The sequence below is a fragment of the Anabaena sp. CCY 9402-a genome (assembly GCF_963920945.1).
Lineage (GTDB): Bacteria > Cyanobacteriota > Cyanobacteriia > Cyanobacteriales > Nostocaceae > Trichormus > Trichormus minutissimus.
Window position 1 is genome coordinate 1 of sequence record NZ_CAWUDL010000067.1, and the last position, 26,076, is coordinate 26,076.

Consider the following 26,076-nt stretch of genomic DNA (forward strand, 5'->3'; position numbering starts at 1 on the left):
GGTGACAGGTGACAGGTGACAGGTGACAGGTGACAGGTGACAGGTGACAGGTGAGCAGAGGAGAGGAAATCCCCAATGCCCAACTCATTACTCAGCACTCATTACTCATTACTCAGCACTCCCTTAAGCCTTGGGTTTGTATATCGAAGCAACGTGTAGTTCTTTTAATTGCTTGACATCTACACCAGAAGGTGCATCTGTTAACAAACAACGGGCTTGTTGTGTTTTCGGAAAAGCAATGACATCCCGAATGGATTCTTCGCCACTAAGTAACATTACCAACCGATCTAAACCGTAGGCGATACCACCATGCGGCGGTGTACCATATTCAAACGCTTCTAAGAGAAAGCCAAATTTATTTTGTGCTTCCTCTGGAGACAAACCAATAGCTTCAAACACCTGTTCTTGAATGTCTCGTTGATAAATCCGCAGACTACCGCCGCCAACTTCAAAGCCGTTGAATACTAAGTCATAGGCTTGGGCGCGGGCGGTTTTTAAGTCATGCAAATCGTCGGGATGGGGTGCTGTAAATGGGTGGTGTAATGCTTCGAGGCGTTTTTCGTTTGCATTCCACTCAAACATGGGGAAATCTACAATCCAGAGGAGGTTGATTTTTTCTAGATCGATTAAGTTGAATTCTTTGGCGACAACTTGACGTAATCTATCTAAGGTTTTATTGACAGTGGGTGCATCACCTGCTCCAAACAGTAACAAATGTCCTGGTTTTGCACCTGTACGCTGTAAGATTTCCTGTTTTTGTTCTTCTGAGAGGTTGTCTTTAATTGCTCCAATGGTGTCAATTTCGCCGTTGTCTCTCACCCGGATGTAAGCTAAACCTTTAGCACCGGCTTCACTGGCTTCTTTGAATAAATCTCCACCTGGTTTGATGCGGACATTAGAAATTTGGTCGTTACCGTTAGGGATGGGGAGAATTTTGACAATACCACCATTGGCTACAGCATCCCGAAAGACTTTAAAGCCGGAGTCTTTCATCACATCGGAAACGTTGACTAATTCCAAACCGTAGCGGGTATCTGGTTTATCGCTACCGTAACGTTCCATCGCCTCAGCGTAGGTGAGACGGGGGAAGGGAGTATGTAATTCAATCCCTTTAACGATTTTGAAGATATAACTAACTAACTTTTCGTTGATTTCGATAATTTCTTCTTGGGACATGAAACTCATTTCCATGTCCAACTGCGTAAATTCTGGCTGTCTGTCGGCGCGTAAGTCTTCATCGCGGAAGCAACGGGCAATCTGATAGTATCTATCCATTCCCGATACCATCAATATTTGTTTAAATAATTGTGGTGATTGGGGTAAGGCGAACCATTCACCCTCATTAACGCGACTAGGTAGAATATAGTCTCTTGCACCTTCTGGGGTAGAACGAGTGAGGATGGGGGTTTCAACTTCAATAAAACCCTCTATGTCTTCCAAGTAGCGGCGCATGGCTTTAACGACTTGATGACGTAGCTGCATATTCCGCGCCATGCGATCGCGTCTTAAATCCAAGTAACGATATTTTAACCGCAAATCTTCCCGCACGTTTTCGGTGTCGGCACTGGAAACTTGGAAGGGTAACTGTTTGCGCACACAGTTTAGCAGAGTGATCTTATCGGCGTAAATTTCCACTTCGCCTGTAGGGATGCGGGTATTCAGGGATTCTTCGGGACGTTGTGTGACTCTTCCTGTGATTTCCACAACGTATTCGTTACGTAGAGAGTTAGCCGGTTCGTAGGAATCTGGGGTGCGTTGCGGATCGCTGACAATCTGGACAGTGCCAGAGCGATCGCGTAAATCTAAGAATATCACGCCCCCATGATCGCGGCGACGGTCTACCCATCCATACAAGGTAACAGTTGCTCCAATATGCTCTTTTCGGAGTTCGCCGCAATAGTGAGTTCGCATAGTTATTAATCTGTTCTTCCGGGCTAGATTGGCTGGTGAATGACAAAGCTTTCCCATTATCTAGCATCAATCGTATCTAATTGAAGAACAGTTAGCATAATCTCATATAACTAGATTCTAAAACTTAAATACACTGTATTGAAATCTTTGGTTAATCGGGTAATGTAATTTTAGCTAGTTCATAGGAAGGCCTACCAAATCTCCAGCATTATCTCATCATGGTTTGAGGCGATCGCTTACCCTAGAGCTTTCTCATATTTCTTAATTTTTCATCACCACACAAACCCCTGACTTTTCACGTTATGTGGAAAAGCTAACGCGAAACCTAACCCCCTAACCCCTTCCCTACTAGGAAACTACGGTGTACACACAAGTTACCCAGAGCGAGTTTCCACCCAAAAAAGGTAGACTCAAATTGCTCAAGACAGTGAACCAAAGTAGTAATACCAGGAGGTTTCTGAGACTTGTAACCAGACCAACCACCAAACCCTTGCATAATCCAAGTAGCCCAAGCTAGAGTTGAAGGAGGATAGGGATTTTGTTGCAGCTACACCGACACGACATCCTTATGAGATACGCAGTGGTCTGATAGGCTTCGCACTTATTCCCCTACTGTCACATTCTCATTCTCCAAAAACCGATATTATTCTATTTGTTCCTGAAGAAGAACGTGCTTTTCGTGTTGCTTGGAGTGCAGTTAAGCATGACTACGAAAAGGGTGATCATGGAGAGTGTGACAAAAAGCCAGAATAGCTGTGTGTAATTTCTCTCTTTAGTTAGAAGTAAGAGAAAAATATAATAGTTATCTTGCTTACTAGCAGTAGTAGTAATTAATAATTTTGGGAATTATCAAACTAACAGATAATAGTCTGGGATATTAAGACAGTTAGCTGAAAGTTTGAGAAATTCCCAATTTATTTTAAATTAGAAATTACGAATTAGTATGAATTATCTTGTTGCAGTGTTACCTGAAAAAACAACAGCAGAAGCTGCTTATTCTGCTCTCGAACAACAAGGATTGTCAAAATCACAAGTTAATATTTTAGGTCAGGGTTATAAAAGTGCTGATGAATTTGGTTTGATTAATCCTGAAAAGCCTGCACGCAAAGAGGTAAGTCGGCTTTTATATTGGCTTATACCCTTTGGATTTATTGCAGGCTATGCTTTTAATTTGCTGACTAGAATTGAAATTTTACCTCAAGTTACAACCTTTGGTAATCATTTTATTGCGGGTTTGTTAGGGGCTGCATCTGGTGGGTTAGGTGCTTGGGTGGTAGGTAGATTAGTTGGCTTAACGGTTGGTAGTGGTGATGCGTTGTCTTACCGTAACCGATTGAACGCTGGTAAATATTTAATTGTTGTCAATGGTAATGAGGGGATCATCCGCGAAGCTACTCGTGTATTGCGTCAATTTGAACCGGAAAATATTCAAGGTTATACAGGGGGGTAAATTATATTTGGATAGAGATTGTAATATAAACTCTATCCAAATATTGTCATGTATATTTCAAAAATAAAGTCCGATTACTATACGTATTTCCCCTGTTAATTTAATTTTTCTGCTGTAGTTCCTTTTCAGTTTGGGAATGAGCTTTTTCAATGTGCTGAGTTAAGATTTCTGCCATCTCTACGGCTGTGAGAATTAATTGCTTTTCCATTTTGCCGTAACCGCCCTCATCGCTTAATTGGGGGTATATATGAGGGTTAGACAGCATAGCGGCTAAAAGTTGAGATGCGGTTTGTTTCAATTCGCTATTCATAATTAATTCGTTATTGGTAATTTGTAATTGGGGGATGAGGGGAAAATTTCTTTTCCCCAGCCCCTGGGAATTATTGAATTTTGAATTTTTTTACTCTCTCCAGTCTAAGGGCGGTTCAATTAGGGTTTGACCAGATTTACCAGCACGGACACCTGGTTTATCTACGATTTTGACTGTACTGGCTTGTAGTCCTTCTTCGCCTTCTTCTACCGCACAATGGACACCAGTACCAATTTCTAGGCGTTCAAAGTCGTGATGGAGGACGCTGTTGCGGTGGAAGTAAATTTCTTCGCCATCTAGGTTTTTGATAAAGCCGTAACCTTGATCTCGGAATAGTTTGATGACTAGTCCTGTGGTTTCTCCTGCGTCTTCCTGGGTTTGGGCGCGATCGCTTTGTTGTTGAATTTGGGTGAGTTTAGTCAACTGCTGACGCGCTGCATCAAAAGCATCTCTAATGACGGCATCTAGAGGATCATACTGGATACTTTGACCAGGATTACTATGTGCTACGATCTCATGCCCTGGTGGTACGGTGATATCAATTCTGACACGATAGGGTGAACCACTACGGGGGCGATCGTGTATCTTTTCAACGGCAATATGGCAGCTATTGATATAACTGCAAATATGCTCTAATTTAGCTACTTTTTCTTGAATTAAGTTATCGATCGCAGCTGTTTTATCTACGTTGCGATAGGTAATTTCTAGTGGTACTTTCATTTTATTGCCCGAACTTTAGCAGTGCAGGGGTATAAGGAAAGAACTAATGACTATTGACTAAATTGCTGGCTTTTTTGAGCAATTCACGGACTTGATCATCCGTAGTTTGAGGAAAGTCTTCATACCACATACCCACGCTATAAAATTGGCTGGGTGTGGTGATACAGACCATTTTTTCTACTTTGGTTTGTAATTGTTTATATGTTTCAGGTGCAGCAACGGGGACAGCAATCACAATCTCTTGGGGATTTTTTTGTCTGACAGCGATTACAGCTGCCCACATAGTTGCACCGGTGGCTAAACCATCATCGACTAAGATAACTTTACGTCCTGTTAATTCGGGAAAATGTTCATCGCCCCGATACATACTTTCCCGTCTTTCTAGTTCTCGTTGTTCTTGGGCTGCAACTCTAGCAATTACTTCCTCGGAAATATTGATATCGTTGACAACTTGTTGGTTGATGATGCGGACACCACCAGAAGCGAACCCCGTTCCGGGGAGCTTCGCTAACGCTCCCATAGCTAGTTCTGGATTATCGGGTACGCCGAGTTTGCGGACTACCAATACATCTAAGGGAGCATTTAAAGCTTGAGCAATTTCAAAAGCAACGGGAACACCACCCCTAGGTAGGGCTAAAACCAGCACATCGGGACAGTTAGCATAATCTGCTAACTTGCTGGCTAAAACTTGGCCTGCGGCTGTGCGGTCTTTAAATAGCATGACGTGGGTAATTTGTAATTCGTAATTCGTAATTTGGTTTTTCTACTGTGGTTCGATTTTAAGAAGTTGAAGATGAAATGTCCTCTGACTAACGAAGCGATATCTTGATTGTATCAGTCTGTCTAATGGGTTAGTTGAGGTAGGGGCGCAGAGGTTTGAGGGTTTTTTTGTTACAAAATTTGTAACGGCAACATATTTTGGGGTTTGACTCGTTTAAATTGATGACAAATCTACGGGGAATCCCTGAATAAAGAGTTAATGTTGCTCAAAGATATACGGGATTATCAAATTCTTTTTCTCAGCTTGTTCCTGATTTTGGGTATTGGAACAAGGGATTGGACTCTGCGACCAGAATTAATTGCAGTAGCGATCGCCACCTGCCTAACAACACAATATATTTTGTCATTAGTGCAAGTCAGAAGCCAGGACGGAGAAGATGCGCCCAATCCGCTAAATCTCCGCAGTGCTTTGATTACTGCTTTGGGACTCAGTTTACTGTTACGGGCTGATCATTGGACAACAATGGCTTTTGCGGCAGCTAGTGCGATCGCTAGTAAGTTTTTCTTACGAGTTAACCAAAAACATTTCTTTAATCCAGCTAACTTTGGCATCATTGCTGCCTTAGTTTTCACTTCTGATGCTTGGGTTTCTCCAGGACAGTGGGGTGAAGATTGGTGGTATGGGCTGTTATTTGCTGGGGCTGGAGGGATGATTTTGCAACGCGTTGGTCGTTGGGATACTACAGCCGCATTTTTGGGGGCTTACTCCCTATTAGAAGCCATCCGTAATCTCTGGTTGGGCTGGACTTGGGATGTTTATTTGCATCGGTTAATGAGTGGATCTTTGTTGCTGTTTGCCTTATTTATGGTGACTGATCCCCGGTCAATCCCTAACGCACGGATGGGGCGTGTTCTTTGGGCGGTGTGCATTGCCATTGTCACTTTTACGCTGCGGAATTATTTCTTTATTCCCACGGCAGTGTTTTGGGCATTGTTCATATTTGCACCGTTAACCATCCTATTTGATGTGATCTGTGCAGCCCCCCGTTTTTCCTGGTTGAGTGACAGAGTACAGGTGACAAGGTAGACAATTTGTCCACTTTCTACTCATTACTCATTACTTTACACACGAGGTATAAAATGCAGCGTTTTCGATTTATTATTCCATTATTATCAGTATTCATTTCTGTACTCTGCTTTGCACCTACAGCTTGGGCATTTTGTGGATTTTATGTAGCGAAAGCTGATACAAAACTATATAACAAAGCGTCTCAGGTGGTGATTGCTAGAGATGCAGATCGCACTGTTTTAACAATGGCGAATGACTACCAAGGGGAAGTCAAAGATTTTGCAATGGTTGTCCCTGTACCTACGGTGATCAAAAAAGAGCAGGTGCGTGTTGCTGACCCTAAAATTATCGAGCGTTTGGACGCTTTTAGCGCACCGCGTTTAGTAGAGTATTTTGATCAAGACCCTTGCACTCCATATAGACGCAGAGGAGATGTATTTTTAGCAGCACCCTCAGCCGCAGTTAATGAAGCACAAAGTGCAAGACGCGATCGCAGTTTGGGTGTAACGGTCGAAGCGCGTTTTAATGTGGGTGAATACGATATTGTTGTTTTGAGTGCCAAAGAATCTGGTGGCTTAGAAACTTGGCTCAATCGCAATGGTTACAAAATTCCCAGAGGCGCAAGACAGTTACTTAAGCCCTACATTCGCTCTTCCATGAAGTTTTTTGTAGCTAAGGTCAATCTAGATAAATTTGCACAATCTGGTTACGAGTTTCTGCGACCCTTGCAAATCTCTTACCAATCACCCAAGTTTATGTTACCAATTCGCTTGGGGATGATTAACGCCACAACTGAGCAAGATTTAATTGTCTACGTTCTCTCACCCAAAGGACAAGCTGAAATCACCAACTACCGGACTGTAAAGCTTCCCTCTAACCTCAACGTTCCCATATTTATCAAACAAGAATTTGGTGACTTCTACAAATCTACATTTGAAACGGCTCATACCAAGGAAGGTAAAAGAGTCGCCTTTTTAGAATATGCCTGGGATATGGGTAATTGCGATCCCTGTTCTGCTGAACCCTTAACACCCGATGAACTCAAACAAGCAGGTGTGTTTTGGCTAGATACTAATTCCCCCAGTAATACATCATCCCCTGGCTTTCGTCGTCCCTTTCCCACCAGTAACGTTTTTATCTCTCGTTTACACGTCCGCTACACCCGTGACAAGTTCCCCGAAGACTTGATATTCCAAGATACTTCTAACCGGGAATCTTTCCAGGGACGATATATTTTGCAACATCCCTTTACTGGGGAAGTTAAATGTCAAGCTGGCAAAGAATACAGGCGGTCTTTACCAAAACGTTTTGAACAAGAAGCCCAAACCCTTGCTAAACTAACTAACTGGAATATCCAAGACATCCGGCGTAAAATGCAGTTGAGTGTTGGTAATCTCACCAGTTCGTGGTGGGAAAATTTCTTCTCTTGGCTAGGTATGTAATTCGTAATTCGTAATGGGCTGCGATATCTCGCGTCTCTACTCCCTGACTCACTACTCAAAAATCCTAGGCAAGAGAAATTTTTTGAGGATTGCAGCTCGTAGTAATAATATATTCTTGCTGCTCCCTATAAACTCTTGCCTTTTTCGTTCTAGTAATCATGGTTGAATTTGATGAACAGCTACGTAACATAGTTTCCCAAGTCTGTGGACATCCTCCAGGAAGTCCTCAACGTCAGAAGTTGCTCACGCAAATTATTCGCCTCAGTTCCCAAAAACTTTGGCGGGAAAATACCCCCTACTATCAAGATGCACTACAACAAACTTGGTTATATTTTTGTCGTAACATCTGCGAAGGTCTGACAGGGCAAAAATACGACTCTACCTATGGTACTGTCGTTACTTGGTTAAATGCTTACTTAAAACGCAGACTACAAGATTTTTATATCAACCAAAATAAAGAACAAGCAACAACAGTTCCTTTGCGGGTTCGCCAGTCTACATCAGGTGGAAGTAGTGATGTTATTGACCCTGTAGACAATTTAGCTGCTACCCCTGAACCACCACCAATTTTAGATGAGTTAGAAACTTGGATAAAAACAGACCCCACTGGAGAATTAAGGACTACTCACGTTAAAGGTCGTCCAGAGGTAAACTGCCAGATATTAATTCTCAAACGTCTACCACCGGAAGTTAGTTGGAAAGAATTGTCTGAGGAATTTGGGTTAGCAATTCCCACCTTAAGCAGCTTTTATCAGCGTCAATGTCTGCCACGCTTACGTAATTTTGCAGAATCAGAAGGTTTGATTTAATAGAGATTAACTTAAGTTGAGCGATGGCTCTTGAGCTACTTATTGACTACCTAATTCCCATAAAATTTTTGAAGCTCAGGTGTGAGTTGTCATCTGCCGGTTGCCATACTATGAATAACTTAGTTAGGATCTTTTGTCGTTATTTCGCAGGTAAAAAGCAGAAAATAAAGCTCAGTTTACTTGTATACTTTTTGGTGGCTTTGGTGTTGACAGTCAATGTACCTGTACTGGCAATCAACTCTGTAACTGCGGATAGAGGAAAACTGAAGACGGTAACTGAGCAGCCTCTGGATGCGCCAAAGTTGGTCAATTCTGAGCGCGACTTATTGATAGAACAAGGTAAATCTTTATACGATGCTGGACGCTTTGCAGAAGCGGTGCAAGTATTACAACAGGCAACGCAGGCATATAAGCAGCAGGGTGATAGTCTGAAATTGGCTGCTACTTACAGTAACTTGTCCTTAGCCTACCAGCAACTTGGGGACTGGCAAGCAGCAGAGGAGGCCATTAAAACCAGTCTAGAATTAATCCCAGCCCAAAAAAATGCGCAAAACCTGCAAATATTAGCCCAAACACTTGATATTCAAGGTCGTTTGCAATTAGCGATGGGCAAACCAGAAGTAGCCTTAACTACTTGGCAGCAAACCGCAGAGATTTACCAACAAACCAAAAATCAAGCGGGCGAAATGCGATCGCAGATTAATCAAGCCCAAGCGTGGCGTAATAAAGGCTTTTATCGTCGGGCAGTGCAGATTTTACTAGCAGTCAATCAAAAATTACAAGCACAACCAGATTCTGTAGAAAAAGCCGTCGGATTGCGATCGCTCGGTGATGCTTTAATGGTAATCGGCGATTTAGCCCAATCCCGCACGATTTTAGAGCAAAGTCTAGCCGTTGCCCAACGTCTGCAATTACCTGTACAGATAGGAGCTAGTTTATTAAGTTTAGGCAACAATGCACGAGCCAATTTATTAAATTTAGGCAATAACGCACGCGCCAAACCACAACTAGCACAAGCAATCGACTATTATCAACAAACTGCAACAAAATCTACTTCACCCCTCACCAAAATTCAAGCCCAACTCAATCAACTCAGCCTGCTAATTGACACTCAACAATTTTCAGAAGCACAACCTCTCATCCCCTCAATTCCTGATCAACTCAAACAACTTCCCACTAGTCGGGCTGCTATTTATGCCCAAATTAACTACGCTCAAAGTTTGATGAAATTGGTCAGGGGGCAGAAAATAGAATCTTCTACCTCGTCCTCCAATGCCCAACACATCGCCCAACTTTTAGCTAATACCGTCAAACAAGCCCGCAGTTTGGAGGATAAACAAGCCGAAGCTTATGGGTTGTTAAGTTTGGGGCATTTGTACGAGAACAACCAGCAATGGCAAGAAGCACAAAGTCTGACTCAGCAGGGATTAAGTCTGGCACAGAGTAGTAATGCTCCAGATATTATCTATCGCTTGGAGTGGCAGTTAGGGAGATTGCTATCGGCGCAAAAAAATATATCTAGTGCGATCGCCGCCTATGATGCAGCAGTGAATACACTCCAGTCTATCAGAGGTGACTTGGTAGCCGTCAATCAAGACGTACAATTTAACTTTCGTGACAGTGTAGAACCTATCTATCGCCAATCAGTAGAGTTATTGTTACAGTCTGACGCGGGAGAAATCGATGAAAAAACTCTAGATAAAGCTCGCCAAAGGATTGAGGCTTTACAGTTGGCAGAATTAGATAACTTTTTTCGGGAAGCTTGTCTGCGAGGTGAGAGTGTACTAATTGATCAAGTAGTAGACAAAGATAACCCCACAACTGCCATTCTTTATCCAATTATTTTGCCGCAACGCCTGCAAGTAATTGTCAAAATTCCTAACCAACCCCTCAAACATTACAGTGCCAACATTACTCAACCAGAAGTAGACAAAGTTCTTTCTGAACTCAGAAAAAATCTGGTTAATCCCACAGCTACCAACAAAATTAAAACCCAATCACAACAAGTTTATAACTGGTTGCTCAAACCCATTGAGTCAGAATTAGCTGCTAGGGGAGTCAAGACCCTAGTGTTTGTACTAGATGGCGCGTTACGTAACTTACCAATGGCGGCTCTTTATGACGGGCAGCAATATTTAATTGAAAAATATGCGATCGCCCTCAGCGTCGGTCTACAACTACTTGACCCCAAACCCCTAGAACGCCGCCAGTTAAGAGCCTTAACGGCTGGACTAACTCAGCCACCTGAAGGGTTTCCTGATTTTTCAGCCCTACCAGCAGTCCAATCAGAAGTAAACTTCATTGCTAGTGCCGGAGTCTCAACCAAAAGCCTCTTAGATCAGCAGTTCACCAGCCAAGCATTAGAAAAAGAGGTAAGTAGTGCTTCATTTAATGTTGTACATTTAGCTACTCATGGTCAGTTTAGTTCAATTGCCGACGAAACCTTTATTTTGGCTAACGATCGCCGAATTTACGTCAAAGAATTTGATGGACTGCTACGCAACCAAGAACAAACCCGATCAGGCGCAATAGAACTATTAGTGTTAAGTGCCTGTCAAACAGCCGCCGGAGACAACCGCGCCGCCCTAGGTCTAGCAGGAGCAGCCGTCAGAGCTGGCGCACGCAGCACTGTCGCATCCCTATGGCAAATTGATGATGAATCAACGGCTTTGTTTGTCGGTGAATTTTATCGAGAACTCAAAAATGGCAAAATGACCAAAGCTGAAGTTCTCCAAGTAGCCCAACTAAAACTACTCAGCCATCCCAATTACCAAGCCCCTAGTTTTTGGTCGGCCTATGTGTTGATTGGCAATTGGCTGTAATTTGGGAATTGGGAATAGTAACCTACAACTTGATCTAATCTGTTATTATGCTTTATCCAGAGTAGTAAAACTACAAGTGGGCTATTTTTGTAATGGGAAAGACCAAGTTCAAGTAAAAGTTTATGTTCAAGTCGCAACCTGTAGCTATTGATTTGTTTGCTGGGTCTGGTGGATTTAGTTTAGGTTTCGAGATGGCAGGGTTTTCTGTTCCTCTATCCATTGAGATGGATGCTTGGGCTTGTGATACGCTCCGCTATAACCACCCTGACATGACAGTTATTCAACATGATATTTGTGATTTTAATTCTGCAAGCAGCGTAAAAAAGATATGTATCTTCAAGCCAGATATTGTTATGGGTGGACCTCCATGTCAAGGTTTTAGTATTGCCGGACCAGCCCAAAAAGATCCTAAAGATCCTAGAAATACTCTGTTCATTAATTTTGCTCAATGGATTAATTTTCTTGAGCCTAAAGCATTTGTAATGGAGAATGTCAAAGGGTTACTTTCACGAAAAAATACAGAGGGTGAAAAGGTAATAGATATTATAAAAGAAACTTTTGAAAACTTCGGATATTTTGTAGAAGTATGGTTGCTAAATGCTGCTGAATATGGTGTGCCACAAAATCGTGAGCGTATCTTTATTGTTGGAAATAACCAGGGGGAAGAGTTAGGTATTCCACCAAAAACTCATTCTCTAAATTTGTTAAATATTCGTGGGGATCAACTATCAGTATTTGAACATAATAAGTTACTTCCTTCTCTTAGTTTGTGGGATGCAATATCAGATTTACCCCCACTTAATGCTTGTGAGGGAAAAGAAGAACAGCTATATATTTCCGAACCTCATAATAACTATCAGAGATGGATAAGAAATGGGAGTTATGTACTTTATAACCATGTTGCAATGGAGCATTCTAATAGACTGGTAGAACGTTTCAAACATATAAAATGGGGTGAATCAAGTTCAGATGCACCAAAAGAACATAGGGCTAGACGACGAGGTGGTAATGGAGAACTATCAGAGATAAGTTATGACCAAAACAACCGCCGACTCAATCCTTATAGACCATCACACACAATAGCAGCATCATTTTATGCTAATTTCATTCATCCTTTTCAGCATCGTAATTTGACAGCCCGCGAAGGCGCACGCATTCAATCTTTTCCTGACACTTATCGTTTTCTAGGAAAAAAAACTGTTGTATCTCACAAATTATTACATCGAGAGAAGAGATTTGATGAGAAATTTCTTTGCCAGTATAACCAAATTGGTAATGCTGTCCCACCTGTTCTTGCAAAGTCAATTGCACTGCATATTCAAGAAAAATTAGAGCTATGTCCACAAGTGATAGAAACCCTTTAGTTCATGGCTCTAATCTTGAACAGAAGGAGAATCATCGTACAAAATACAGAGATGATAAGAGTAGAAAATATATCAGTGAAATTAGAAGTGAGTATGATAAGTGGCAGGCAGAAAATCTTCAATTGCTTGGACCTACATCACAATCTACAGAGCAAGATAACGCCATTATCGCTGACAGAGTAGCACTTTTTTCTACATACAAAGACTTTATTGACCAACAAAAATATGCTGAGAAATTTGACTCTAGATCAAACCTGCACTCTAGCGTATTAGAAGAATTTCTTTATTACCTATTTAGAGATTTAGTCAGAGACTTTGGAGAACACGCTCTGATTGGCAAATCACATACGTTCAAAGATATTTTCTTTGTCCCACCAAAATACTCTGAAATGCTGAAGCGTCCGTATGCACGCATTGAGAAGAAAGATCATGATTTTGTGATTGGAGCAACCATTCAAGCATCACTAGAAGCCGCAATTCCACCAGAGCGTGACCGAAATTCTGGTGAAATACTCCCACTTTTTAAGGAAGAACCAGAAAAATACTCAGAAGTTACGGTTACAGGGAATACCGAAACACACATTTTTGATATTCCAGTTGTGGTAATTGAATGTAAGACTTATCTTGATAAAACTATGCTGGAAGGCTCATCAAGAGCAGCAGAGGACTTAAAAGCGAGAAATCCTAATAGTCTGTATGTTGTAGTTATGGAGTGGATTAAGCTGAGTAGTGATGTCAATCTTCGGAAGTATAAAGTTGACCAGATTTATGTACTACGTCAGCAGAAAAACACTGACCGAGAATTTAGATATGACGAAACATATCTTAAAAATCCCATTAATCCGACCGTAATTCAACATCTCTTTCATAAGGTACGTAAGCATCTCACAATGGACTGGACTGGTGGAATTGAGTACGGCATACAACGTGGATGGTTAATTGACGAGTAGCTATGGTATGGAGATTTTATTAACAGAGACCAACTTTCCAGTCCCCATGCTGAAATTTTTCTCTAAAATTCATTGTTTTTGTGGCATAAATTGAGCGCATTTGGATGATATGTACATAGCAGCATTGATCACTGGGGATTAAACATATGACTAACAACACATTCAAGCTAGAGGATTTCGCAATTACGCTGCCGATTTCTCAAGCAGCTCTTACAACTGCCCAACAGTTCGCTAATCAACAGCCTACGTCAGCAAAAGCCGAGCAAGTCAGGCTGAATACATTAGCTGTATGGGTAGTGAATGATTATTTACAAATGATGGATATTCCTACCAATTTGACAGCTAGCGACAGTTGGAATCCAATTATGCAACTCTGCTCGAATGTGGCTGATTTAGAGGTTTCCTCAGTTGGTCGTTTGGAATGCCGTCCTGTACTTTCGTCAAACCAAGTATGCTCGATTCCCGCAGAAACTTGGGAAGACAGAGTAGGTTATGTAGTTGTACAAGTGGATGAATTTTCCCAAGAAGCACAATTACTAGGTTTTGTCAAAAATGTGGCAACAGAAACCTTGGCTTTAAGTCAACTACAACCAATAGAAACACTAATTGATCGTTTGGGACAATTGAGAACTTCCCCAGTAGATGCGCTAGTCAATCTCAGCCAGTGGTTTGTCGGTCAAGTTGAGGCTGGTTGGCAAACAGTAGAATCCTTATGGAATTCACCAGAATTCAGACCAGCTTATGCCTTTCGTAGCCCAGTCACCACTCCAGAGGCAGTACAAGGGCAGTCAGAAACAGTAAAGAGAAGAGCAAAACTGATTGACTTGGGCATTCAAATTGTCAATCAACCAGTGATGATGATTGTAGAAATTGCCCCAGAAGTTAACCAAAAAACTAGTATTCGGCTGCAACTCCACTCTACAGGTAATCAAATGTATTTACCGACTGGAGTTCAACTGAAAGTGTTAGATAATTCTGGCGCAGTATTTTTAGAAGCTCAATCCAGAAGTGCAGATAACTACATTCAGTTACAGTTTCGTGGTGAACTCCAAGAACAGTTTAGCGTTCAGGTATCATTGGATGATATGAGTATCATAGAAAACTTTGTGATCTAATACCTGTCATAAGTAATTGGTGAGTAAATAGATGTACTAAATGTATAAAATTTTAGAAATGTTTGCTGGAAAGGCGCATTTTGAGAGAAGTCTGAACGTATCAGAACTTCAGTGATTTGGCAATCGGAGCAAAGCGACGGTCATGGCTAAGTTAGTGGTGCTGAAATTTGGCGACGGTAATTTTGAGCAAGGGTTTACCGTCACTCTGCAAATTGGGGAAGAAAGCGATCGCCCCTCCACAGAAATCACAGGTAAACTACCACCATGTCCTGAAATTACCATTTACTACACCCGTTGGCAGGCTAGCTATTTACATTTAGGTAACAGTTACCGTTTAGATGCAGACAAAATTCAAGTGACGAATGTATCTGTCACACAAGATTGTCACGAACTCGCCCATATCTTACGCGCCCGCTTTAATGCCTGGCTACAGGCGGAAGATTTTCGACCCTTGCGGGAAAAATGGCTAGAAAAATTACAGCCTACAGACGAAATCAGAGTCATATTGCAATCAGAAAATAGCCAATTGCAAAGACTCCCCTGGCACATTTGGGACTTACTAGAACGCTACCCCAAAGCAGAAATTGCCCTATCCTCACCCAGCTACGATCGCATTCATAAACCCCCTAACCCCAACTCAACGGTCAATATTTTGGCAATTGTCGGCAATAGTCAGGGGATTGATACCCAGGCAGATCAAGCTGTTTTACAAAAATGCCCCCATGCTGATGTCAGTTTTGTGGTAGAACCACAGCGTAAGGAATTGACCGATCATCTGTGGAGAAAAAACTGGGATATATTATTTTTCGCCGGACACAGTTCTAGTCAGGGAAATGATAAGACTGGCAGAATTTACCTGAATAAAACCGATAGTCTCAGCATTGGTGAACTTAAGTATGCCCTCAAACAAGCCATAGAGCGGGGTTTACAACTAGCAATTTTCAACTCTTGTGATGGGTTGGGTTTGGCACGGGAACTAGCTGATTTGCATATTCCCCAAATTATCGTGATGCGTGAACCTGTTCCTGATCAGGTAGCACAAGAGTTTCTCAAATATTTTCTACAAAGTTTTGCCAATGGTGAACCTTTATACCAAGCAGTCCGACACGCACGGGAACGGTTACAAGGACTAGAAGATAAATTTCCTTGTGCAACTTGGCTACCAGTAATTTGCCAAAATCCGTCTCAGATCCCCCTAACTTGGGATGAACTGACCCAGACCCCAACCCAGCAAATATTTTATACTCCGCCAGTTGACAAAAAACGCGCCTGTAAAATGGTAGCGTTGTCTAGTTTGGTGGTAAGTGCTGTAGTATGTGGTTTACGGCTGTTGGGAGGATTACAAGCCTTTGAACTGCAAGCTTTTGATTTGATGATGCGATCGCGTCCTGATGAGGGGACAGATAGGCGTTTGTTGGTAGTTACCATTGACGATGAGGATTTAGCAAATCAGCGACGCAACGGCGAAAGCTTAAAAGGAACATCTATATCTGAAAAATCCCTCAATCAATTACTAGTCAAACTTAATCAATACCAACCCAAAGCCATAGGTTTAGATATCTACCGCGACTTTCAGGCTGAACAAGCAGATTTAAAATCACAACTGCAACAGACTGATAATGTCATCGGCATCTGTAAAGGGAGTGACTCTACAGCCAAAACTAAAGGTATTGCACCACCACCAGAAATTCCCAAGGAACGCTTAGGATTTAGTGACTTTATTCATGATAAGGATGGTGTGGTGCGTCGCCATCTCCTGTTTATGACCCAGGAAACAGCTTCCTTGTGTTCTACCCCCTACGCCTTCAGTACCCAACTGGCATTTTTATATCTCTCATCTTCAGGAATCCAAGGAAAATTTACCCCTGGTACATCTCCCAATTTGCAATTAGGTAAAACGGTATTGCACCGCCTATCACCTCATAGTGGCGGCTATCAAGGAATTGATGCTAATGGGGGGCAAATCCTACTGAACTATCGCGCCTCTAAGCAAATCGCGGAACAGGTGACACTCACCCAACTATTATCTAACCCCATTAACCCCAACGCCATCAAAGACCGCATTGTTTTGATTGGTGTAGTAGCCAAGGGAGATTTTCCCGACTATTGGGCTACACCTTACGGCAATCTGTTAGATGAACAAATGCCAGGGGTAATGGTACAAGCTCACATGGTTAGCCAAATTATTAGTGCTGTTTTAGATGGTCGTCCATTGTTGTGGGTTGTATCGCCTTGGTTGGAAGTAATTTGGATTTGGGGTTGGGCTGGATTAGGTGGTTTATTAGCTTGGCAATGGCGTTTATTCCCCAAGTTGGCATTAGCAGTTGGTATTAGTGCTAGTGTTTTGTATTTACTTTGCTGGAGTCTGTTGATTTCGGGTGTTTGGTTTCCCTTTGTACCATCAGCTCTCGCATTAGTAGCAACTGTAACCGTAGGATCAATTCAAAATAAGCTGAAACAGACTCAATAACCGTAGAGTCACAAGTATTAGTCAGCAATTTTAGTTAATTAACAACAACTAACTTAGTATGAAAATATTGCTCTCACTAGCCATTGGCTACACAAGTTTTTTAGTCGGTCAAACCTTGGTACTGGCTACACCTGCACCCGTTAACTCAACTATCAACCAGATTAAAAAAGTCAGCTTTAACCCACCACCAGCACCAGCTTCTGAGCCGCCCCCAGGTGGTCGCGTCCGTGGTGGGGCTAAACGGGGTTTGTGTCCCTCAGTACAACCGCAACTTACAGCATTAGTACCCTACACCGAAGATACTCCTACTGTCACCAATGTCTGGGGATTGACCACAGAGGCACATCCGACACTGATGTTCTATATGCCCTACGCTCGTAATTCTGCGTACCCTACAGCATTTGTGTTGCAAGATCAGGAGTCAAATTCAATTTATCAAACAGCGATCGCTCTTCCAGCAAAACCAGGATTCATTAGTATTTCTGTACCGCAAAACATTACCTTGGCAGTGAATAAACGATATCGTTGGTTTCTCACAGTTGATTGTGACCCACAAAAGGATTCACCCCCAACTTACGTGGAAGGGGTAATAAAACGAGTCACCCTTGACAAAAAAGTTACTGAAAAACTAAAGACAGCTACACCTCTGCAACGTTTTGATATATATCTCCAAAATGGGATTTGGCACGAAGCATTAAAAACACTATCGCAGTTACACCAAGAAAACCCCAAAAATAGAGAAACTCAACAAAAGTGGAAAGACTTACTCACTAGCATCCGCTTAGAGGATATTGCATCTCAACCATTGGTTTCAAGTCAACCTTGATTGGGGACTCTTAAGAAGCAGGGGAGCAGAGGAGACGAGAAAGAATCTTTTGACTTTTTTCTGCCCCATACCCAATTACGAATTACGAATTACGAATTACGAATTACGAATTTCCCTAGGATATTGGGGACGGCAGGGACTCCCCCAACAAACTTGTCCAGATGGCATATCAGCCAAAACACTGCTACGTGCGCCAATTACAGCATTAGCACCAATTTGTACTCCTGGTGCTACAAAACAATCTGTAGCTACCCATACGCCATTACCAATGGTAATAGTTGCGGTTTTCAAGCCAAAGGCGGGGTCTTGAATATCATGGCTACCGGTACATAAATAAGTTTTTTGGGAAATGACGCAGTGTTGACCGATATGAATCTCATCTAAACTATATACAACTACATCATCACCAATCCAAGTGTAATCGCCAACGGTAACTTTCCAAGGATAAGTAAAACGGGCAGTAGGGCGAATAATTACACCTTCGCCAATACGCGCTCCGAACAATCGCAGTAGCCAACAACGCAGACCATTAAAAGAATGCAACGTCAGAGGAAAAGCGATCGCCTGTACAAACCACCACAGTAAAATATACCAACCAGGCCGCCCCCGATCAAACCAAGCTTGGTCATATTTGCGTAAATCTACGAAAGAGTCATTAGTCATTAGTCATTAATCATTGGGTGGAAATCTCCCCTGTTACCTGTCACCTGTCACCTGTCACCTGTCTCTTACTTTTTAAACAACAGACCTTGAACAACGGCGTTTAAATAACCTATCTGTCCGTAGCTATAAACAAAGTTATCAAAGCTTTCGGCTGGATCTTTAAAGGCATATCGTAATGTTTTATACAAACCACGAATAAATCTTTCACCACCTCTACCAAACTGGGCAATTCCGGCTTTACCCGCCAGTTGTTCCCGATAGCATTCGCTAATACCTTGCCACCAACCACGGTTTAAAAACCAGGAACGATTGATGCGTTCTGGAGCGACGTTATGAGCAACTAAGGCGGTGGGAAGATAGGCAACTTGCCAACCCTGCTTAAGTGCCAGTTCCGTCATGAGGAGTTCTTCGTTAGAGAGAAGGTTTTTACCAACTCGACCAAGTTGGGGGTCAAAACCACCGATTTTTTCGAGAAATTGACGACGAATAGAGTAATTCAAACCTCTGGGAGTTAAACCTGGTTTTTCAATGTAAACCACACTATCCCCTAAGTCATAAGCTCCTAAGTTGCCTGCTAAACCAGCAGATAACCATGAAGGTGGTTCAATATTCGCAGGCCATAATAGAGTGACCTTACCACCAGCGATCGCTAGCTGAGAATTATTTTGATAAGCATCATACAATACTTGCAGCCAGCCAACACTCGCCACCGCATCATCATCTAAATACGCTAATATTTCAGATTTCGCCTCTTTTGCGCCAGTGTTACGAGCTACAGATAAACCAAGCGTGGGTTCAAAAACATACTTTAACCGGGGATTACTCGCCCTTTCTTCCGTCACTTCACGGGTGCGATCGCTTGACCCATTATCCACCACTATGACTTCAAATTCCCCCGCGAAATCCTGCCCCAAGAGGCTATCAATCGCCGCACCTAGATAATTATCTCGATTGTGAGTACATATAACAGCAGAGATTTGCATATTAGTCAACCCCTTCGGGGAATTCAAAATTCAAAATTAATAACCTCTTCCCCAATCCCCATCCTGTAACCTGTAACCTGTAACCTGTAACCTGTCACCTGTCCCCTAATTTACACTTGCTGAATATGGCTGTGTAAAACGACCAAAGTTTCTGCTAGTTGGCTAAGACGAGTTTCTAGGTATTGCTTGCGTCCTAGAAGTTGACGTAATTTTTGATAACGTGCGATCGCCATGCTGACTGTCGCTAGCTGATTGGGTGGACAGGGACGTGACCATACTTTACCTGACGCATCGACACCACAAAGGCGATAACCCGTCCGTAGATTTTGATGGGGTATTTTACTCCCGTCAGGAGCGCAAATTTCTTCTACATAATCAATCAGGCGTTCCACTTCTCCGTGGCGGAGTGTAGCAGTTCCACCATGTTCTTTATCCCAAGGATTAGATTCTAACCAACCGTTAACAATGGGGCCTTCTAAGTAAATATCCTGAATTTGCTGCACAATCGTATGCAGTTCTTTTTGCCAACCTGCGACGTGTTCATGAATTTCTTGCAGGATATTCGTGGCTAATGCTGGATTAGCACCGTGACGATGGTTACTGAAGCTGGGAGTTTTGAACTTGGGTAGATTTGGAGTTTTTCCACCATCTTCCTGTGTAGGAAAGGTTTGTACAGAACTGTGATGAGGAAATAGATTTTGGGTATCAGTAATTTCGCTGGGGGAGTCAATACTTAATTCTTCTATGTGTTCTGAAGTCTGACTGTCTGTACCTTCCTTAGCTGCTACGCTAATTCTAAAGGACACAGGCCGCTTGGTATTTTCACCTGCGTCTGTCACAGTAGTATCACGAGTTCCTAAATCGTGTAGAGTTGCTTCAATGCGTTTTATCCCTGCTTTCATAACTGTTCCTTAAAAACTACTGTTTGGTTTTTAATATTTAACGCAATGTGCAACTTATTTTTGAAACCCCTTTCCTACAAGGAGAGAGGCTTTAAATCTTGCTCCCCTTCCCTACAAGGGGATGGGGGTTAGGTTTGAGAGAAAGTTGCACACGGCGTTATTTAGAAATGGGTCTAACAAGATTTTTATCTTTCGCCCATTTTGGCATAAAGTCAAAAATTAGTGCTGAGTTCTGAGTAATAAGTGCGTATCCCCACTCGTTACTCAGCACCGGCTAAACGCCGCGCTACCGCTAACGTTACTCAGCACTTCTTAGCAGATGCAGGATTCACAAAATCGTGTAAATCTGCATCCCAAACACTAATGTAAATTAGATCACAATTCTGCCGGATAATCTGACCTTTCACTGAACCGACAGCAAAACTAAAATCTTCTAACTGACGCTGTTGTATTTGTTGTAGTCCCTGCTGAATTTTGGGCGAGGCTTGACCATTTAGCATTCCATTTAAAGTAGTCTGCATCAATTGTGGATCTACAGACTGGGCAAAGGCTACCTCTGTTTGCTTTAGCACTCCAGAATTACGGTCAAATAAATAACCTAAGTCAACTTGGTTGGGTACTAATTTATAGACAACAGCGCGGGTTTTACCCCATGCACCTCTTAAATCTCTATTTGGCTTTCCCAGTGCAGCCTCTACAGTGCTTCTGGATGTTCCTGTGGGGAAAGCTGGAACACTTTGTCTAGTGGTATTCCTTTTTTGTTTCTTGGGAGGTGGGTTTGGTGGTAATGGATCTTCTTGTGGTGGGACAACAACGGTCTCATTCTCCATTTCTGGTGGTGTTGCTGTCACTTGAGGCGCGGGAGTATCCACTGGAATAGGAGGAGGATCGGAATCTAGGGGGCGATTGTTGGTTGGCGTTTCAGGAGGTGAGATTTCTGGCTGGGGGGTAGAGTTGGGGATAACGGGGGATGGAGAAAATGGGGCAGAGATAGGAGGATTAGAAGCTACAGCATCGGGACTCTGAGATTCTGGTGAGGGTATAGAATCACTAACGATTGTTTCAGATGGAGATTGGCGAGTCAGACTAGATAGTGCTACTCCACCTATCAAACCGGCTACGATTAAGCCCCCAAATATCCAAACAGGCTGTTGTTTTCTGCTAGGAGAGATTTTTTGGGGAATGGGTATGGCTTGGGTTTGTTGGGTTGCTTGAGGAGGATTAGCAATCGATGACACAGGCGTATGATCACCAGCAGATAAAGCATACAGCATTTTACTGGCAGTGGTGAAGCGATCGCTTGCCTGCGGTTTAATCGCCTGATTCAGCACCCTAGCAAAATCCGGGGAAATCTGCGGCGCGTGTTGTTGCCAAAGAATCTCGCCGGTTTGGGGGTGAGTTGGCAGTTCTTCAGGGTGTTTACCAGTTAACAGATAAATCGCTGTCAAACCTAAACTATAGATATCAGTGGCGTAAACTGGTCTACCTACAGCTTGTTCACTAGGCATAAATCCCGGTGTACCAATCACCATCGAGCGTGTAGGATATCCTGGAGAACCCACCACAGAACGAATCGTTTCTTTAACTGCGCCAAAATCGATTAAAACTGGCTTTTGGTCAACAGCACGGAGAATAATATTATCTGGCTTAATATCGCGGTGAATAATCCCTTTACTGTGGACATAATCCAACACCGATAGCAGACTCAAGACAATTTGCCGGACAATAGTTTCACTCTGGTATCCTTTAGCTTCCAGCAAATCCCTCAGCGTTTGACCTTGAATCCATTCTTGCACCAGGTAAAACTGTCCATTCTCTAAAAAGTAAGCATGGAGTTTGGGGATTTGGTCGCTATGTTCACCCAGATATTCCAAAGTTGCGGCTTCCCTTTCAAACCTTTGTTGAATCATTTGATAGGCTTGGGGGTCATTAGCAATGGGTTTGAGTTGCTTAATCACGCAACGACGGCGAGAAGGCATATGAGTATCTTCTGCCAAAAAGGTTTCCCCAAACCCACCAGCACCGAGTACCTGAATAACTTGATAGCGATTGTTCAGCAGAATAGATGTCATGAACAGTTAAATATGTGCGCTCTTTCTCAATGTACATCACGATGTGGAGACTAGGGACTGAGGACAAATCAATTCAAAATGACCCTCTCTATGTTCCCTGCGGGACGCAGACTCTCCGACAGGAGAAGCTATGCCGTTCACGCAGCGTCTCTGCTAAGAGAAGGCTTTACGCTGCGCTAACAAAGTTCAAGACCTCCGGGGTATTTGCCGAGCAAAACTTTTGTGTCAAACATGAGAACCCCAGTTTCTTTAAAACTGAGGTTCTGAGTTCAAAGCTATCTTTAGTATCTGAGCTAACTTATACCAATTTTCCAAAATCAAGCAACCTTAATTTTGAATTTTGAATTGGTATTAACTGTTCGCGTCTAACTTCAATACTTGCCCAATTACTGCTAGGCTTTCTTCAAATAACGCCTCACGACCCCAGCGTTGTACCTGTTGACTGAGTAACGCTTCTGCTTTTTGTTCTGATAAAGAACTCACCTGTTGGAATAAACCCGCAGATTGTGCGCCGCCGTGGGTTTCCATCCGCATACAACCGCCAGTCTCTGAACAAATGACAGTACCGCAGTCTGCTTGAGCATTAGTTGAACTCAGACGCAGGGCAATCAAATCACCCACAATATCGCCCACATCTGCAACTGGAACTCCGGCTAATTCTGCCTCTACTTGTCGTTGATTTGGGGCAACAAAGCGAATGCGGGTGATATCATAATCTCCACTTTCCTTTTCATAGGAAACTGGCAGCCATTGCAAACGACTCGCCAACCAACCCAAAAATAGTAATGCTTGGGCTGGGTTGCCTTTTTCGTAATCAAGTGTCACACGGTCAATTTCTCCCAAAGCCGCGCGACGGTGGGGAGAATCGTAAGCTTCAGCAGTCAATTCTTGCCAGGCTGCGAGTCTCCGCCAGTTCAAATCAGCTAGAGGTACACCAATTTTTACTAGCTCTTGGAGGCTACTTAAATCGCTTTCTGGCTCGTTGAAATTACAAGAATCAACAATGACGTTGTTGCAAACAGCTGCCAATCGCTTAAACAATAAGTTGTTGGGGTCTGGTGTAGCTTTCCACCAGAGGAACTTGGGCAAGCCACCAATCAACAAAGCTGGAATCATCCCGCCTATTCGTTCTAAAGCGGCGGCAGTGCCACTCAAGGTAATGTATTCGCAGCAAATTAGTGTACTGGAAGATTGCTTTTGAATTGGGCAGTAGGCAGAAACCTGCGCCTTGACACCTTCATCTTCCCCAGCAATAGGACACAAAGCAATAATGCGGCAAGGATTGCGGAGGGCGATTTCATCCGCAATTCTGGGGCTGGTGGCGTTGAAACTATAGGAAGTGATGCCGTTAGCAATTTCTCCTGTAGTACCGTTACCTTGACGTTTAGCAAATTCTTCCCGCAGTTTAGCTAGGGTTTCGGGTGTGGTTGTTCCGCTTTCTGGTAGCCCATACTTGATTTGCACTCGTCGCAAAGCTGCATCTGTCTGTGGGCCTAAAATGCCATCAATTGGGCCATTGTAGAATCCCAGAGATGCCAACAGATATTGGGTTTCTTCAGGTTCGTAAACCACCAAAGTAAAAGTAGTAGCGCGAGTAGCCGCAGGTAATGCGCCATCTTCGCCAGTGATACCGTAGCTTTGCCAAATTTGATTTAGTTCCGTTTCAATTTCGTTAAGCGAAATATCCTTGGGGGCTTGAAGAGAGAAAATAGTTGGGGCTTGGGAAGTCATAGTAGTTGTGATGTTGTCAGTGATCAGTTTGAATTGAGGGTGTAGGGCTGTGAGGGTGTGGGGGTGTAGGGGAAGAAAAACCTTTAGAGGTCAACAAGCAATACCTATTCCCCAATTCTCAATCCCCAATCCCCAATCCCCAATCCCTATTCCTACAGTCTGCGCCAGCGACGACCGTCTTGATTAATCAAAAGTTCTGCTTCTGCGGGTTCCCAAGTACCTGCTTCATATTGGGGAACAACGGCGGGATCGGCGGGTGTATCCCAAACAGAAAGGGCGGGGGTGACTACCTGCCAAGCTGCTTCTACTTCGTCGGCACGGGTGAATAATGTTTGGTCGCCCATCATACAATCAAGGAATAAGCGATCATACGCATCGGAAGTGGCTGCAATCCCAAAAGAACCATAGCTGAAGTCCATATCAACGGAACGGGTACGGAATTCTGCTCCTGGCATTTTGACATCAAAACGCAGAGAAATTCCTTCATTGGGTTGAATCCGCATTGCCAAAATATTGGCGTTTCTTTGTTGCGCGGCGGATTTGAACATCTGAGAAGGAACGTCGCGGAAGTGGATGGAAATCTCACTGACTTTTTTTGGCATCCGCTTACCAGTCCGCAGATAGAAGGGGACACCTTGCCAACGCCAGTTATCAACCATAAATTTCATTGCTACGTAGGTAGGGGTTGTAGAACTGGGATCAACTCCTGGCTCTTCCCTATACCCTGGTGCTGGCTGTCCTTTCATCCAGCCGGCACTGTATTGACCGCGTATGGCTGAACGTGACAGGTTATGTACATCGGCTAACCGTGTAGCTTGCAAAACTTTCACTTTTTCACTGCGGATACTGTCAGCATCCATTGAGTTGGGTGCTTCCATCGCTGTCAGACAGTAAAGCTGCATCAGGTGGTTTTGCAACATATCCCGCAGTGCGCCGGCTTTTTCATAGTAACCAGCCCGGTCTTCTACACCTACGGTTTCAGCTACGGTAATTTGTACGTGGTCAACAAACTGACGATTCCACAAGGGTTCAAAAATCGCATTGGCAAAGCGAAAGACCAGCAAGTTTTGAACTGTTTCTTTACCCAAGTAGTGGTCGATGCGATAGACTTGGTTTTCTTTACAATATTTCTGTACTATTTGGTTGAGGCTTTGAGCAGATGCCAAGTCCCGACCAAACGGTTTTTCAATGACTAGACGATGTTTGTAGGGGTCGTCTAGCATTCCACCTCCCCCTAGCTGTTTAATAGCTTCAGGAAAGAAGTTAGGCGCAACGGAGAGGTAAAACATTCTGTTACCTCGTGTACCCCGTTTTTCGTCTAATTCGCTTAAGAGATTTTTCAGTTTTTGGTAACTCTCAGGATTATCTATGTCTCCAGGGCAGTAGAACAGACCTTGAGAGAAATCTTGCCAGAGTTCTTCGGGATCAACACCACCATGAACCTCTTCCATACCTTTCCGCATTTGTTCGCGGAAGTATTCGTGACTCCACTCACGACGTGCTACGCCGACGATGGTAGTTTCTGGGGGAATACGTCTCTCTCGGCGTAATTTGTACAGTGCGGGGACGAGTTTGCGCCAGGTTAAATCACCAGATGCGCCAAAGATGACGATGATTTGAGGTTCGGGCATCCCTTGTTGTTGCAGACCAACGCGCAAGGGATTTTCTAGGAGACTAACCATAACAGTTTTCGATTCTAGGTGGGGATTGGGGATTGGGGAAAAAATTTTAGATTTTAGATTTGCAA

The 26,076-nt window shown here is 43.1% G+C and carries 21 protein-coding genes and 1 pseudogene; 11 read left to right on the forward strand and 11 right to left on the reverse strand.

Annotation, left to right across the window (positions count from 1 at the left end):
* Positions 1 to 123 precede the first annotated feature (123 nt).
* Positions 124 to 1,911, reverse strand: a complete 1,788-nt coding sequence (aspS, locus tag ACM0OR_RS21290; RefSeq protein ID WP_414578614.1) for an aspartate--tRNA ligase — start codon at positions 1,909 to 1,911, stop codon at positions 124 to 126.
* A gap of 325 nt (positions 1,912 to 2,236) precedes the next feature.
* Positions 2,237 to 2,455: pseudogene (locus tag ACM0OR_RS21295) on the reverse strand (hypothetical protein); the annotation flags it as partial.
* Here ACM0OR_RS21295 and ACM0OR_RS21300 point away from each other — a divergent pair.
* On the forward strand, positions 2,431 to 2,664 hold the full coding sequence (locus tag ACM0OR_RS21300; RefSeq protein ID WP_414578616.1) for a ChaB family protein: 234 nt from the start codon (positions 2,431 to 2,433) through the stop codon (positions 2,662 to 2,664). The pseudogene ACM0OR_RS21295 and the gene ACM0OR_RS21300 sit on opposite strands and share 25 nt — an antisense overlap.
* 190 nt (positions 2,665 to 2,854) lie before the next feature.
* Positions 2,855 to 3,361: a hypothetical protein gene (locus ACM0OR_RS21305; RefSeq protein WP_414578617.1), complete on the forward strand. Its 507-nt coding sequence runs from the start codon at positions 2,855 to 2,857 to the stop codon at positions 3,359 to 3,361.
* Between the two features lie 100 nt (positions 3,362 to 3,461).
* Here ACM0OR_RS21305 and ACM0OR_RS21310 read toward each other — a convergent pair whose 3' ends face one another.
* The 3 genes from ACM0OR_RS21310 to ACM0OR_RS21320 form a co-directional block, all read right to left on the reverse strand.
* A complete protein-coding gene (locus ACM0OR_RS21310) occupies positions 3,462 to 3,671 on the reverse strand; it encodes a hypothetical protein (RefSeq protein WP_414578618.1) in 210 nt (69 codons plus the stop codon).
* A 90-nt stretch (positions 3,672 to 3,761) separates the two neighbouring features.
* Positions 3,762 to 4,391, reverse strand: coding sequence for an HPF/RaiA family ribosome-associated protein (locus ACM0OR_RS21315; protein ID WP_414578619.1), 630 nt, complete (start codon positions 4,389 to 4,391; stop codon positions 3,762 to 3,764).
* A gap of 43 nt (positions 4,392 to 4,434) precedes the next feature.
* Entirely contained in the window at positions 4,435 to 5,112 is a 678-nt protein-coding gene (locus ACM0OR_RS21320; RefSeq protein WP_414578622.1) for a phosphoribosyltransferase, read from the reverse strand.
* A 258-nt stretch (positions 5,113 to 5,370) separates the two neighbouring features.
* On the opposite strand from ACM0OR_RS21320, the gene ACM0OR_RS21325 reads away from it, so the two are divergent.
* The 9 genes from ACM0OR_RS21325 to ACM0OR_RS21365 all read left to right on the forward strand — a co-directional run bounded on the left by ACM0OR_RS21325 (position 5,371) and on the right by ACM0OR_RS21365 (position 17,978).
* Positions 5,371 to 6,198: an RnfABCDGE type electron transport complex subunit D gene (locus ACM0OR_RS21325; protein WP_414578624.1), complete on the forward strand. Its 828-nt coding sequence runs from the start codon at positions 5,371 to 5,373 to the stop codon at positions 6,196 to 6,198.
* 53 nt (positions 6,199 to 6,251) lie between these two features.
* A complete protein-coding gene (locus tag ACM0OR_RS21330; protein ID WP_414578625.1) occupies positions 6,252 to 7,622 on the forward strand; it encodes a DUF2330 domain-containing protein in 1,371 nt (456 codons plus the stop codon).
* A 158-nt stretch (positions 7,623 to 7,780) separates the two neighbouring features.
* Positions 7,781 to 8,431, forward strand: a complete 651-nt coding sequence (locus tag ACM0OR_RS21335; RefSeq protein WP_323264592.1) for a sigma-70 family RNA polymerase sigma factor — start codon at positions 7,781 to 7,783, stop codon at positions 8,429 to 8,431.
* Between the two features lie 110 nt (positions 8,432 to 8,541).
* Positions 8,542 to 11,253 carry a CHAT domain-containing protein gene (locus ACM0OR_RS21340; protein WP_414578627.1) on the forward strand — a complete coding sequence of 904 codons (2,712 nt, stop codon included), beginning with the start codon at positions 8,542 to 8,544 and terminating at the stop codon, positions 11,251 to 11,253.
* A 122-nt stretch (positions 11,254 to 11,375) separates the two neighbouring features.
* Positions 11,376 to 12,617, forward strand: a complete 1,242-nt coding sequence (locus ACM0OR_RS21345; RefSeq protein WP_414578628.1) for a DNA cytosine methyltransferase — start codon at positions 11,376 to 11,378, stop codon at positions 12,615 to 12,617.
* Positions 12,590 to 13,567, forward strand: a complete 978-nt coding sequence (locus tag ACM0OR_RS21350; protein ID WP_323264595.1) for a Bpu10I family restriction endonuclease — start codon at positions 12,590 to 12,592, stop codon at positions 13,565 to 13,567. Before ACM0OR_RS21345 ends, ACM0OR_RS21350 begins: the two co-directional genes overlap by 28 nt.
* A gap of 146 nt (positions 13,568 to 13,713) precedes the next feature.
* A complete protein-coding gene (locus ACM0OR_RS21355; RefSeq protein WP_323264596.1) occupies positions 13,714 to 14,682 on the forward strand; it encodes a DUF1822 family protein in 969 nt (322 codons plus the stop codon).
* Between the two features lie 142 nt (positions 14,683 to 14,824).
* Positions 14,825 to 17,152, forward strand: a complete 2,328-nt coding sequence (locus tag ACM0OR_RS21360) for a CHASE2 domain-containing protein (protein WP_414578630.1) — start codon at positions 14,825 to 14,827, stop codon at positions 17,150 to 17,152.
* A gap of 58 nt (positions 17,153 to 17,210) precedes the next feature.
* Complete coding sequence (locus ACM0OR_RS21365) at positions 17,211 to 17,978, forward strand: DUF928 domain-containing protein (RefSeq protein WP_414578632.1); 768 nt, start codon at positions 17,211 to 17,213, stop codon at positions 17,976 to 17,978.
* Positions 17,979 to 18,074: 96 nt separating this feature from the next.
* On the opposite strand, the gene hpsU is transcribed toward ACM0OR_RS21365, so the two are convergent.
* From hpsU to zwf, 6 genes are all read right to left on the reverse strand, one after another.
* Positions 18,075 to 18,641 (reverse strand): hormogonium polysaccharide biosynthesis acetyltransferase HpsU, encoded by a 567-nt coding sequence (gene hpsU, locus ACM0OR_RS21370; protein ID WP_414578634.1) that lies wholly within the window; start codon positions 18,639 to 18,641, stop codon positions 18,075 to 18,077.
* A 65-nt stretch (positions 18,642 to 18,706) separates the two neighbouring features.
* Entirely contained in the window at positions 18,707 to 19,633 is a 927-nt protein-coding gene (locus tag ACM0OR_RS21375) for a glycosyltransferase family 2 protein (RefSeq protein ID WP_414578650.1), read from the reverse strand.
* 101 nt (positions 19,634 to 19,734) lie between these two features.
* Complete coding sequence (locus tag ACM0OR_RS21380; protein ID WP_323264600.1) at positions 19,735 to 20,526, reverse strand: hypothetical protein; 792 nt, start codon at positions 20,524 to 20,526, stop codon at positions 19,735 to 19,737.
* A gap of 302 nt (positions 20,527 to 20,828) precedes the next feature.
* Positions 20,829 to 22,598 (reverse strand): protein kinase domain-containing protein, encoded by a 1,770-nt coding sequence (locus tag ACM0OR_RS21385; RefSeq protein WP_414578636.1) that lies wholly within the window; start codon positions 22,596 to 22,598, stop codon positions 20,829 to 20,831.
* A 351-nt stretch (positions 22,599 to 22,949) separates the two neighbouring features.
* Complete coding sequence (opcA, locus tag ACM0OR_RS21390) at positions 22,950 to 24,329, reverse strand: glucose-6-phosphate dehydrogenase assembly protein OpcA (RefSeq protein WP_323264602.1); 1,380 nt, start codon at positions 24,327 to 24,329, stop codon at positions 22,950 to 22,952.
* 152 nt (positions 24,330 to 24,481) lie between these two features.
* Positions 24,482 to 26,011, reverse strand: a complete 1,530-nt coding sequence (gene zwf / locus ACM0OR_RS21395; RefSeq protein WP_414578637.1) for a glucose-6-phosphate dehydrogenase — start codon at positions 26,009 to 26,011, stop codon at positions 24,482 to 24,484.
* Positions 26,012 to 26,076: the final 65 nt, after the last annotated feature.

Excerpts from the sequence above, each read along its gene's own strand:
- ACM0OR_RS21360 (WP_414578630.1), top strand. The coding sequence starts at position 14,825 with ATGGCTAAGTTAGTGGTGCTGAAATTTGGCGACGGTAATTTTGAGCAA.
- ACM0OR_RS21355 (WP_323264596.1), top strand. The coding sequence starts at position 13,714 with ATGACTAACAACACATTCAAGCTAGAGGATTTCGCAATTACGCTGCCG.
- ACM0OR_RS21365 (WP_414578632.1), top strand. The coding sequence starts at position 17,211 with ATGAAAATATTGCTCTCACTAGCCATTGGCTACACAAGTTTTTTAGTC.
- ACM0OR_RS21310 (WP_414578618.1), bottom strand. The coding sequence starts at position 3,671 with ATGAATAGCGAATTGAAACAAACCGCATCTCAACTTTTAGCCGCTATG.
- ACM0OR_RS21320 (WP_414578622.1), bottom strand. The coding sequence starts at position 5,112 with ATGCTATTTAAAGACCGCACAGCCGCAGGCCAAGTTTTAGCCAGCAAG.
- ACM0OR_RS21350 (WP_323264595.1), top strand. The coding sequence starts at position 12,590 with ATGTCCACAAGTGATAGAAACCCTTTAGTTCATGGCTCTAATCTTGAA.
- ACM0OR_RS21305 (WP_414578617.1), top strand. The coding sequence starts at position 2,855 with ATGAATTATCTTGTTGCAGTGTTACCTGAAAAAACAACAGCAGAAGCT.
- ACM0OR_RS21325 (WP_414578624.1), top strand. The coding sequence starts at position 5,371 with ATGTTGCTCAAAGATATACGGGATTATCAAATTCTTTTTCTCAGCTTG.
- opcA (WP_323264602.1), bottom strand. The coding sequence starts at position 24,329 with ATGACTTCCCAAGCCCCAACTATTTTCTCTCTTCAAGCCCCCAAGGAT.
- hpsU (WP_414578634.1), bottom strand. The coding sequence starts at position 18,641 with ATGACTAATGACTCTTTCGTAGATTTACGCAAATATGACCAAGCTTGG.
- ACM0OR_RS21380 (WP_323264600.1), bottom strand. The coding sequence starts at position 20,526 with ATGAAAGCAGGGATAAAACGCATTGAAGCAACTCTACACGATTTAGGA.
- ACM0OR_RS21340 (WP_414578627.1), top strand. The coding sequence starts at position 8,542 with ATGAATAACTTAGTTAGGATCTTTTGTCGTTATTTCGCAGGTAAAAAG.
- ACM0OR_RS21345 (WP_414578628.1), top strand. The coding sequence starts at position 11,376 with ATGTTCAAGTCGCAACCTGTAGCTATTGATTTGTTTGCTGGGTCTGGT.
- ACM0OR_RS21315 (WP_414578619.1), bottom strand. The coding sequence starts at position 4,391 with ATGAAAGTACCACTAGAAATTACCTATCGCAACGTAGATAAAACAGCT.
- aspS (WP_414578614.1), bottom strand. The coding sequence starts at position 1,911 with ATGCGAACTCACTATTGCGGCGAACTCCGAAAAGAGCATATTGGAGCA.
- zwf (WP_414578637.1), bottom strand. The coding sequence starts at position 26,011 with ATGGTTAGTCTCCTAGAAAATCCCTTGCGCGTTGGTCTGCAACAACAA.
- ACM0OR_RS21385 (WP_414578636.1), bottom strand. The coding sequence starts at position 22,598 with ATGACATCTATTCTGCTGAACAATCGCTATCAAGTTATTCAGGTACTC.
- ACM0OR_RS21335 (WP_323264592.1), top strand. The coding sequence starts at position 7,781 with ATGGTTGAATTTGATGAACAGCTACGTAACATAGTTTCCCAAGTCTGT.
- ACM0OR_RS21330 (WP_414578625.1), top strand. The coding sequence starts at position 6,252 with ATGCAGCGTTTTCGATTTATTATTCCATTATTATCAGTATTCATTTCT.